Annotated in this window: 8 protein-coding genes; 3 read left to right on the top strand and 5 right to left on the bottom strand. The window is 54.8% G+C overall.

The genetic code is table 11. The features are described from left to right. Nucleotides 1–4: 4 nt before the first annotated feature. The 3 genes from gyrB to QZ383_RS07205 form a co-directional block, all read right to left on the bottom strand. Nucleotides 5–2,410 carry a DNA topoisomerase (ATP-hydrolyzing) subunit B gene (gene gyrB, locus QZ383_RS07215; RefSeq protein ID WP_291444264.1) on the bottom strand — a complete coding sequence of 802 codons (2,406 nt, stop codon included), beginning with the start codon at nt 2,408–2,410 and terminating at the stop codon, nt 5–7. Next, on the bottom strand, nt 2,410–3,564 hold the full coding sequence (dnaN, locus tag QZ383_RS07210; RefSeq protein WP_240823278.1) for a DNA polymerase III subunit beta: 1,155 nt from the start codon (nt 3,562–3,564) through the stop codon (nt 2,410–2,412). Before dnaN ends, gyrB begins: the two co-directional genes overlap by 1 nt. A 150-nt stretch (nt 3,565–3,714) precedes the next feature. Further along, nucleotides 3,715–5,052, bottom strand: a complete 1,338-nt coding sequence (locus QZ383_RS07205) for a DnaA/Hda family protein (protein ID WP_291444262.1) — start codon at nt 5,050–5,052, stop codon at nt 3,715–3,717. Between the two features lie 370 nt (nt 5,053–5,422). Here QZ383_RS07205 and QZ383_RS07200 point away from each other — a divergent pair, with 370 nt between their 5' ends. From QZ383_RS07200 to QZ383_RS07190, 3 genes are all read left to right on the top strand, one after another. Further along, on the top strand, nt 5,423–6,919 hold the full coding sequence (locus QZ383_RS07200) for a M23 family metallopeptidase (protein ID WP_291444260.1): 1,497 nt from the start codon (nt 5,423–5,425) through the stop codon (nt 6,917–6,919). A gap of 96 nt (nt 6,920–7,015) precedes the next feature. Then, entirely contained in the window at nt 7,016–7,240 is a 225-nt protein-coding gene (locus QZ383_RS07195) for a hypothetical protein (RefSeq protein ID WP_291444259.1), read from the top strand. 238 nt (nt 7,241–7,478) lie between these two features. After that, nucleotides 7,479–8,975, top strand: a complete 1,497-nt coding sequence (locus tag QZ383_RS07190; protein ID WP_291444257.1) for a sigma-54 dependent transcriptional regulator — start codon at nt 7,479–7,481, stop codon at nt 8,973–8,975. Nucleotides 8,976–9,129: 154 nt separating this feature from the next. Here the strand turns inward: QZ383_RS07190 and QZ383_RS07185 are convergent, their stop codons facing one another. Together QZ383_RS07185 and QZ383_RS07180 are read right to left on the bottom strand one after the other, a co-directional pair. Next, nucleotides 9,130–9,801 carry a dimethylmenaquinone methyltransferase gene (locus tag QZ383_RS07185; protein WP_291444255.1) on the bottom strand — a complete coding sequence of 224 codons (672 nt, stop codon included), beginning with the start codon at nt 9,799–9,801 and terminating at the stop codon, nt 9,130–9,132. Nucleotides 9,802–9,874: 73 nt separating this feature from the next. Then, the gene (locus QZ383_RS07180) at nt 9,875–10,966 is read right to left on the bottom strand and encodes a mandelate racemase/muconate lactonizing enzyme family protein (protein WP_291444253.1); all 1,092 of its coding nucleotides are present in this window, start codon (nt 10,964–10,966) and stop codon (nt 9,875–9,877) included. Between the last annotated feature and the right edge of the window lie 26 nt (nt 10,967–10,992).

Below are 10,992 nucleotides of genomic sequence, written 5' to 3'. Positions count from 1 at the left end.
CCTTTTAAATATCAAGATCCTGTACGGCCAGGGCATTGCGCTCGATAAAATCGCGGCGCGGTTCCACACGGTCGCCCATAAGTTCCACAAAGGCGTCAGAAGCCTCGTTGGCATCCTCCACGGAAACCTGAAGGAGCACGCGGTTTTCCGGGTTCATGGTGGTCACCCAGAGCTGGTCGGGGTTCATTTCACCAAGACCCTTGTAGCGCTGGATGTTGATGCCCTTGCGGGCTTCATCAAGCACCATGCGCATAAGCGCAAACAGGTCTTCCGCGGCAACTTCACCGTCTTTTTTGCGCAGGTTGAAGGCAAAAGAGCCGCACTGCTGGCGCAGTTCGTCAAAGAGCTGCCAGCCTTGTTTGTAAAGGCGTGAGGAGAAAAACTCCATGCCCCTGCGGGTGTGGTGCCCGCCGGTATTTTCAAATATGGCAAACAGGCGTTCTTCTTCGTCTTCGCTCTTTTCCCGCTCAAGGGTGAGCATATATCCGTGGCTGTTGAGCCATTCGGTAAGTTCACTATCCTGATTTTCAAGGCTCTGGGCGTCAATCTGCTTTTCATGGGTCACAAGGGCCATGAAGAGGTCGCGCGGGGTGCCGGACATTTCGGCATCATTCACGCGGCTTTCAAGCTTTTCAATGTGTTCCATGAGGCTGATGAGTTCCTTGCCGCAGAATTCCATGCCGTTTGAAGCCACCACTGTCACGTCTTCGCTCACGCGGGTGAGCAGAAATTCGTTGAGCTCGGGGTCGTCCTTGATGAACTTTTCCATGCGCGAATTGTGCACGCGGTACAAAGGCGGCTGGGCGATGTAGACAAAGCCGCGCTCCACCATCTCCTGATACTGCCTGAAGAAAAAGGTCAGCAGCAGGGTGCGGATGTGCGCTCCGTCCACGTCGGCGTCTGTCATGATGATGATTTTATGGTAGCGCAGCTTGTCGAGGTCGGTATCTTCCTCGCCTATGCCAGCGCCCATGGCGGTAATGAGCGCCTTCACTTCCTTGTTGGCAAGCATTTTGTCAAAGCGGGTGCGTTCCGTATTCAGGATTTTGCCGCGCAAGGGCAGGATGGCCTGATTTTTTGGGTTACGCCCCTGCTTTGCAGAACCGCCTGCCGAATCACCTTCCACGATGAACAGTTCGGATTCAATGGGATCCTTGCTCTGGCAGTCGGCCAGTTTGCCGGGCAGCGAGTTGTCGGAAAGCGCACCCTTGCGGCGAACAAGCTCCTTGGCGCGTCGGGCTGCGTCCCGCGCCCGCGAGGCGTCCACGGCCTTGTCGATAATGAGGCGGATATCCTTGGGATTTTCCTCAAAATACACATTCAGGCGGTCATACACCACACCGGCAACCAGACCGGCAATCTCGCTGTTGCCGAGCTTGGTTTTGGTCTGCCCTTCAAACTGCGGCTGGGGCAGCTTGACGCTGATAACGGCGGTAAGACCCTCGCGCACGTCATCACCAGACAGAGAGGTGTTCTTCATCTTTTTGACCAGGTCAGCCTGGCCCTTGATGTAGCCGTTGATGGCGCGCGTGAGTGCAGTACGGAAGCCCACAAGGTGGGTGCCGCCTTCCTTGGTGCGAATGTTGTTGGCAAAGGTGAAAATGTTTTCCTTGTAGCCCGCATTGTACTGCAAGGCAAAATCCACGGTAACATTATCAACGATGCCTTCACCAAAGATGATGGGGTGAATGCCCTGCTCGCCGGAGTTGAGGTCGCCCACAAACTGGCGGATGCCGCCCTCGGCGTGGAACACATGGGTTTCACCGATGCGCTCGTCGATGCACTCGATGGTCAGGCCCTTGTTAAGATAGGCCAGCTCCTCAAAGCGCTTCTTCAATGTTTCATATGAAAACTCGAGAACTTCAAAAATCTCTTCGTCAGGTTTGAAGCGAACGGTGGTGCCGTGCCCTTCAACGAAGCCCTCGCTGATAACCACCAGTTCGTCCTGCGGTACGCCACGTGCGTAGTGCTGGCGGTAGCGTTTCCCATCGCGGCGCACTGTGACAGTAAGCTCTTCGGAAAGGGCGTTGACGCAGGAAACACCCACGCCGTGCAGACCGCCAGAAACCTTGTAGCTTGAGTTGTCGAACTTGCCGCCAGCGTGCAGCTTGGTCATGACCACCTGTACAGCGGGCACGCCTTCCTTGGGATGGATATCCACAGGAATACCGCGCCCGTCATCGCGAACAGTCACGCTGTTGTCAGCGTGCAGAATAACAGTGACCCGCGAACAGAAGCCGGCCATGGCTTCGTCAATGGAGTTGTCCACTACCTCGTACACCAGATGGTGCAGGCCGCGCGCGTCTGTAGAGCCTATGTACATGGCCGGGCGCTTACGCACAGCCGACAGGCCTTCCAGAATGGTAATGGAAGAGGCGTTGTACCCGCCGTTGCCGGTTTCAGGAGCCATTAAACGTCTTCCTCGCTATAGTAGGTCGTTTCAGAAACCTTCATGGGCATGATGATAACGGTATAGTCGGCATCATCGGCGCCGCGGATACCGCAGGGGCCTTCAGAGCCGGTAAGCATCATGTCGATCTTTGCAGAAACAAAGTGTCCCAGCACGTCAAGCAGGTTGCGCGTGGGGAAGGCAATGCGTTTTATATCGCCATTATAAGCAACTTCAAGGCTTTCATTGGCCGAGCCCACATCCTGCCCCTGGGCGGAAAGCAATGCTTCCCCGGCAGAAAGATCCATGTAGGTGCAGCGGTCGCTCTCGGTATTAAAAATGAGAATACGGCCAAGCGCTTCAATGGCTTCCTTGCGGGCAAGAGTCATGGGGTGCATGTCTTCGCTGGCAAGCTTGCTCATGAAGATGTTGTAATCAGGGTATTCGTGGGCGGCACGGGGCAGGCTGAGCGTTTCAGCGCCATCCAGGCTGCGCAGATACAGGCGCTTGTCAGTGATGTTCAGTTCGATTTCATCCACGCCAAGCCATTTTTTGATGTCCGCCAGGTATTTTTTCTGGATCAGCATGCCCGCTTCGGGCAGGCGTTCGGCCAGCTCGTCATGGGTAAAGGAAACAAGGGCAAACTGGTGGCCATTGAGACCGCACACGTCGATGCGTCCGTTGCCGCGTGGTTTCATGCACAGGCAGGCAATCGCGTCCATGGCGTCGTCATCGCTGATGCAAAAGCCCACCTTGTCCAGAATGTCCTGCAAAAAGTCGCCAGACCAGGTGACGGCATTTTCAGCAGGAAAGGCAGAGAAATTCTGAAACCACTCCGCTCCGCTCACAGGCAGTTTGTAGGTGCGGCGTCCCTGTTCCAAAAGCAGATTGCCAGAAGCTTCATCAAGGGTGAGGTGCAGAACACCCGTGGGCAACTGACGCACAAGATCCACAAAGGCTCTGCCCTGAACGCCTATGAGGCCTGGCGCTGCAACTTCGGCAGGATAACGCCCGGTAAATTCAATGTTGGCGTCAGTGGACATGACTGAAAGGCTGCCCTCTTCAGCCTTGAGCCAGATGGAGCGCAGATACTGCGCCCCTGCCTTGGCAGGAATGATGGCAGCTGCCTTCAGCAGGCCTTCAATGATCTGCTCTTTGTTTACAGTAAGTTTCATATGTTTTTTCCTTACTATTATAGTCGTCTGTGTCTATGTTCTTAAGGAAGCTAACTTGCTTTTATCATTGAAAAATAAAGTGAACATTCCAACAACGTCCAAGGAAACGCCAGGAACATTTTCCCGTATTTTCGCCCGGTTGGCGGGCTGCTATTGTGCGTTGAGCTCCAGTTCTGTCACTAGTTGTTGGAGCGCTTTGTCACTAACTAGAATTTTTTTAATCTTTTTAATAGCATATATGACAGTGCTATGGTCCTTTCCGCCAAAGGCCCGCCCAAGTTCCGGGTAGGAAAGACCCAGCTTGCGCCTGCATATATACATGGAAACCTGCCGCGCCAGCACGAGGTCTGGCCGGCGGTTGCCGCCAAGCACATCCTCGGGCCGCAAGTTCATGGCCCGGGACACAACTCCAAGAATTTCCAGACAGCCCGGCGTCTTGTCGGCCACGCCCGTACGCACAATGTTTTCAAGGTCTGCCTGCGACAATTCGCATCCTGTAACGGAACAAAAGGCCGCCACCTTGAGCAGCAGCCCCTGCAACAGACGAAACTGCGAACAGCGCTGGGCAATGAACAGCAGTTGTTCCCGCGTGAGGTTCATATGCCGCTCTTTGCTCATGGCCTGCAGGTAGCGCATGCGCACATCAAGATCAGGCTCCATGAGTTCGACCACAAGCCCGCTTTCAAGGCGTGAACGTAATCGTTCGTCCAGAGCCTTGAGAGCCTGCGGCTGACCCGTGCAGGCAAAGACCATCTGTCCTGGCTTGCCGTCCTGTCCGCCACTGCGTGGGCAGGCATCCATGCAGGATACCAGTTTGCGTTGCCAGGCCGACTGGCCAGCAATATCCTGAATATCGTCCAGCAGCAGGACATCGCACTGCTGCCAGAAAATTTCCGGCCTGCGCACCCATGCCGGATTGTCTGCGCAAAAGCGCGCAGCCGCAGCAATAATAACGCGGCTGCCTGCAGGCCCTTCTGCCAGAGTGGCTGCCATGGATCGCAAAATATGGCTTTTGCCTGTGCCGCTGTGCCCACAGAGCAGAAAGGGATTGTAGGCCACATCGGCGCGTCTTTCTGCAATTTCCTTGGCGGCAGCCAGGGGAAAGGCATTTTTTGCATTGGCAATAAATGCTGTGAATGCGTCGTTTTCAATTCTGGGCGCTGCGGGGGGATCCGTGCGCACCATAAAACTTTGTTTGTTCTGACCGGCAGTTTTTTGCTCCATATGCGGGAGCGACCATGTCTGCGCGTGGCCCAGGGCGGGCTGTTCATAAACTATTTGCGGAAGCTTTTTGTCGGCAAAGCGGCAGGAAAGCGCCTGTTCAAAAAGATCGCGCTTTTGCTGGTTGAACCACGCGGCAAAATAAAAGTGGGGAAAGCCGACAGTTAGTGTATCGCCTTCATGGTGCAGGGTAAGGGATTCCAGCCAGTCTCCCCTGTCGTTGGCCTTTTGCTGTGCCAGTATGTCCCGTAACTCGTTTTTCAGCATAGCGTATATGGCCTGTCCATAGGCCTGTGGATAACTGTTCCTCCCTGGGCGTTGCGCCAAGACATGTTGGCATTTCAGGCAGGACCCACAGGCCCTGTTTGCCGGATTTGGCGCGGTTCTCGCCATGAAGGAACAAAGAGCATGCATACCATAAAGCTTAATATGAAACAAGTGCCGCCATACTCAATGGCCTCCCGGCTCACTGTTCGGCGTTAAAAACAGAGGGGATCGATGATCCCCACCAACGGCATGAATACAGTTTTTATAATATACTGCATTACCTGTTAAAATCTGTGTAAAAACTCAACTGCTGTTACGGCGGCTGGACAAGGAACACCACGGCAGGTATACGTTTGCAATGTTTTTGCACATGAAGATTCGCTGGATACTGGTCGCGGCCCTGTTTATGCTTTTTGCAGGTTTATTTGCCTGGGAAAAGGGTTGGCTCCCGTTTGATCCGTTGCAAGCTGACTCCCCCATAGCGAGTGGGCAGTCTTCTACTGACCAGACAACGTCTGCTGACGGCGGGGAGGATTCAGCCAATGCTTCCAAAGCCCAGGGGGCAGAAGCCGCCTCTCAGGCAAATATTGAGGAAGGTGACGGAAAAACCGGAGCAGACCTGGCGCAATCCGCTGCGCCGGACGCTGCAAATCCAGATGAAGAATCTGCCGCCCCTGGCGAAGAAGTGGTCAAGGGCACGGTTGAGAAAGGTGATACTGTCATCAAGATTCTTGCCGGGGCAGACAGTCAGGCCGTGCAGGATTATATAAGCGCTGCGCGCCGTGTGTTTTCCATGCGGGCTTTTCGCGATGGTCAGCCCTATGTGGTTGTGACCGATGCCACCACTGGCAAGGTAAAACGTTTTGAATATGAAATAGACAGCCGCCGTCGTTTGGTGGTGGAGGGCATGGAACAGCCCGTGGCCCGGGTGGAGGCCATTGAATATGTCACTCTGCTCACCACCATGAGTGCCACCATTGACGACAATCTTTTTCAGGCAGTGGCCGATGCCGGGGAAAGCCCGCAAATGGCCCTTAAGCTGGCAGAGCTTTTTGGTTCGGAAATCAACTTTATCCGTGACCTGCAAGAAGGCGATTCTTTCTCGGTGCTGGTTGAAAAGCGCTATCGCGAGGGCGAATACAAGGGTTATGGTCGTATTCTGGCCGCGCATTTCACCAACAAGGGTAAAACCTTTGAGGCCTACCTGTTCCGCGAAGGCAACAAGGCCGCCAGCTATTATAACAGCAAGGGCGAAAACGTCCGCAAATCACTGCTTCAGGCCCCCCTGGCGTTCACGCGCGTGACCTCGCGCTTTACAAAAAATCGGCTCCACCCCATATTGGGGTATACCAGACCACATGAAGGTGTGGACTATGCCGCCCCCACGGGTACGCCTGTAAAGGCCGTTGGTGAAGGTGTGGTTACGCAGCGTGGCTGGGCTGGCGGCTACGGCAATCAGGTTATTGTGCGTCATGGCGGCGGGTTGGAGTCTTTGTACGCGCATTTATCCGGTTATGCCCGGGGTCTGCAAAGCGGGCAGAAGGTGCGTCAGGGACAGGTTATCGGTTTTGTGGGCATGACGGGCCTTGCCACGGGGCCGCATCTTGATTTCAGGCTGCGGCAGAATGGCAAATTCGTAAATCCCGCCAAAGCCATCAACCCCAGAGGTGAACCGGTCAGCAAGAGCGCCATGAGCGCCTTTGAAAAAGTTATGGCAGTGGAACTGGCCGCGCTTAAGGGAGAAAAAACCTTTCCTGAATATACTGTGGACAGTATTGTGGTCGACAAGGTGGATCTGCCGCAGCCCGAAAAGTCATCCGAGCCGGAACACAAGGCCGAAAAGCGCAAAAAGAAGCATAGAAACTAGTTCATGTTAAGCTCGTAAAGTTTTTTCCGACAGGCCCGCAGATCTCGTTAAACGGATGCGCGGCGTTGCAGCGGATTTTCCGCCAAGGGGGGCTTTATGACATACTATGACCCAGCATCCGGGCTTTCTGTTACCGTGCTGCCGGGTTCGCCCGGCAATCCGGACTCCATTACCTACTACCCCTCGATTATCAATGATTCCACGGCAGCAGTGGAAGCCCTGCTCGCGGAAGAAAGCGCCAAATCCTTTATGCAGAGTCAATGGCGGCTTGCCGCCTCCAACATGGTGGGGATTGGCGTTATTGCCAGCGGTTGGGCCTGATTTCATTTGTCATAAATAAACAACATAATATTAATTATTTTAGTATATTATATGAAAAATATGGCATGCTGCCCATTTTTTATGCTGACATTCCAAGGCAGGCTTTTGCCCAAGCAACAGCCAAATCTGGCTGAAAGTTACACTGTTTTCCCCTCATTTTTGCTGCAAGTAGCCGAACATGGCCTGTTTTTGGCCTTGGCGGTTGCATTGTGAAGCGCGAAACGATACACAAATTCTCATGTCATCGCGCCGTCTTCTTTTTCTTACTCCCGCTCAGGCAGTCACTGCCGTCTTTCCTGCGTTGCGAAATGCGGGCTATGAGCTTGGCATTGCAGAAAATCTCAAGGGCGCTTCCGTTTTTATAAAAAAGTCCGGGCCGGACGTGATTTTTTCACGCCCTTCATTGCCGGGCTTTCGTGTGGAAGATCTGCTTGCCGTTGGCGCGGAAGATCCCAATTTTCCTCCTGTCATCGTGATTACGGACAAAGGCAACCCTGAAGAGGCCGAAAGGCTCATGGGGCTGGGCGCGCAAGATTACTGGCTTGAACCGCTGGATGTGGACCGCGTCGCCGCTGTGGCAGGCCAGAAGCGCAAGTCTGTCCCGGTTCCGGCAGTGTCCACCCTTGGCGGGCACAAGGCCCGTCACGAAGGCTCCGGGCCGCGCATTGTGGGTGATCACCCCGCCATTGCCCGGGTGCTGCAACTGGCCCGTCAGGTGGCCGGATCGCGCGCTACAGTGCTGATTACCGGCGAATCGGGTACTGGTAAGGAAATGTTTGCCCGCTATCTGCATGCCATGAGCAAGCGAGCGGAGCAGCCCTTTGTGGCTGTGAACTGCGCCGCCCTGCCGGAACACCTGCTTGAGAGCGAGCTTTTTGGGCACGAGAAAGGTGCATTCACTGGTGCCATTGCCCGTAAGCCTGGTAAGTTTGAGCTTGCCGATGGCGGCACCCTCCTGCTTGATGAAATTTCTGAAATGGATATGGCCCTGCAGGCAAAGCTCCTCCGTGTGCTTCAGGAGGGCGAGATCGACCGCGTGGGCGGCACCGAGACCATCAAGGTTGATGTGCGCGTGCTTGCCACAACCAACCGCGATCTTGAAGGCTGGGTAAAAGAGGGCAAGTTCCGTCAGGACCTGTATTTTCGGCTGAACGTTATTCCCCTGCGTCTGCCTTCGCTGCGCGAACGCGGGGATGACGTGCTGGAACTGGCCAGATTTTTTATAGGCATGTATACGCGTGAATATCAGTTGCCTGCCGCTCCCCTTTCTGAAAGCGCCATTACATGGTTGCAGCAGTATGACTTTCCCGGCAATGTGCGCGAACTGCAAAACCTGATGGAACGCGCAGTGCTGCTGGCTAACGGCAGGCCTGTTGAGCCCTGCCATTTTCTGCTTGAGAATGAAGACTGGCCGCTGTTTGAAGAAGAAGCTCCCCAGTCGGCTGCACTGGTGGAAGAAGCCCATGCCAACGCGCTGGCAGCTTCTGCGGTTGTTCAGGACGTTGATGCGCCCCGCTCCGGCGAGTACGCCCCGGCACCGGGCGTATCGGCAGGAGACAACCGTATCCAGGGCGCAGTGATTCCTCTGCATGAGATGGAGCGCATCATGATTCTCAAGGGACTGGAGGTAACCTCTGGCAACCGTACACAGGCAGCTGATCTGTTGGGTATTTCAGTGCGCACGCTGCGCAACAAGTTGAACGAGTACCGAGCAGCCGGGCACCCCATCGACTGATTTTGTCCGGGTAACTTTTCCAGACAGATATAAAAACGCCCGCTGATGCGGGCGTTTTGCGTTGCGTGCGCGGGCTGGCGCCTCAATCCGGAGGTGGGTGCGCGGAGGCCTTTTGCAAGACTACCCCTCCCCGCAACCACCCCCATGAAGGGCACTAGTTGCGGATGTCACAGCAGCTTTTGGCGAGTTTGTCATAAAGCCATGCCATGTCCATTGAACCGTGTTTTTCAATGGATTGCAGCTTTCTTAGACCAGTTTCCGTAATTTTGCGGGCCTGTTCCGCCGCAGAAGCTGCCTCCTGCCGCCGGATGGACACAATGCCGTCCGCATCCGCCACAATCAGATCGCCGGGCTGAATAACAACGTTGCCCATACTGACAGGTACGTTGATTTCGCCGCAGGCGTCTTTGTATGGCCCGTTGGGCGACACCGCCCGCGCATAGACGGGAAAATCCGTCTGTCGCAGGGCTTCGGCGTCGCGCACAGCGCCGTCGATGACAAAGCCTGCCAGACCGCGCGCCTTACCCAGAGCCGCCACTATTTCGCCGGCAACGGCTCTTTCCGTATAGCCCGCGCAGGACACCACCAGCACGTCGCCGGGCCGGGCGTTGGCTACGGCATAGTAGAGCAGCAGATTTTCGCTCGCGGGCAGATTGACGGTATAGGCGCTACCCAGAATGCGGCTGTTGCTAAAGGGCTTGAGCGCTGACGGCAGGGCGGCATTGCGGCCCAGAGCGTCGCAGATGTCCGCTACAGCAAGATCAGCGTACTGACCCACAATCTCGGACGAAAGGCGGTCTATCTGACAGTTGATGGCGTAACGCATGTTTTGTTTCCTGCGTTGGATGCTTGCCCACCTTTGCCAAGCGGGGCTAATGTTTCTGCACTATCTGGATTGATCAAATGTCTATACGGTAATGCTTAACAACGTCCTCATTCACGTCTATGCCCAGACCAGGTGCGTCAGAAACAGTTATTTTGCCGTGGACAGGTCGAAAATCCGGGCTGATGAAGTTCTCTTCAATGGGGGTGGTGCAGATTTCCATTTCGTTGCCAAAGGGATTTGACATCACAAAATGAGCTGTGGCCGCCACACCTGCGCCGTAATAGAACGAGTGTGTTATCAGGGGGATATTCCAGGCTTCTGCCATGCCCAGAATTTTGCGGCAGCAGGACAATCCTCCAGCCTTGATAACGTCGGGCTGTAAAATATCAACGGCGTTTTTTTCAATCAGGGTTTTGAATCCATAGTGGGTGTATTCATTTTCGCCTGCGGCAATGCTGATGTTGCTGCGTTCGCGTATGAAGCTCAGACCGTCATAATCATCCATGGGGCTGACGGGCTCTTCAAGCCAGCGGAGTGAGTATTCTTCCATGCGTTGCGCCATGGTCACCGCTTCCCGTCTGCTCCAGCAGCCGTTAACATCCAGCGCAAGTTCAACGTTGTCACCAATGGCTTTTCGCGTTGCTGCCACAGATGCCACATCCCGCTGGTGCAATTTGACCATATGATAGCCGTCTCCGGCCTGGGCCGCGGCGTCTTCTGCTGCTTCTTCCGGCGTTGGGTATGGGGGGAGGCTGGCGTATCCACGAATGGAACTGTGGTGCGCGCCCCCGAGCAGTTTGTAGACCGGGAGTCCGCTCATTTTTCCCAGAATGTCCCACAGGGCGATTTCCACGCCGCTGATGGCGTTCAGTACCATCCCCTTGCGCCCGTATCGGAAGGTGGCGATGTACATCTTTTGCCACAAGGCATCGATGCATGTGGGGTCAGCCCCCATCAACCGGGGTTTGAGAGCTTCAACAATGAATTTTGCAACAGCGCATGGCGTGAGCCTCCAGGCTTCACCAATTCCGGTAATCCCCTCATCTGTATGAATCTTTACCAGTACATGGCCGTCACTTTCAGTATTGAAACACTTTTCAGATTTTGAAGCCTTAATTTTTTGCGGAATGCGCAAAGGTATGGCCTGCACATCAGTAATTTTCATCCTGTACATCTCCATGTAATGCAGTG

Source organism: Desulfovibrio sp. (assembly GCF_019422935.1).
In the GTDB taxonomy this organism is placed as follows: Bacteria; Desulfobacterota; Desulfovibrionia; order Desulfovibrionales; family Desulfovibrionaceae; genus Desulfovibrio.
The sequence above is the reverse complement of the archived record's forward strand: the minus strand, read 5'-3'. Positions and strand labels throughout refer to the sequence as shown.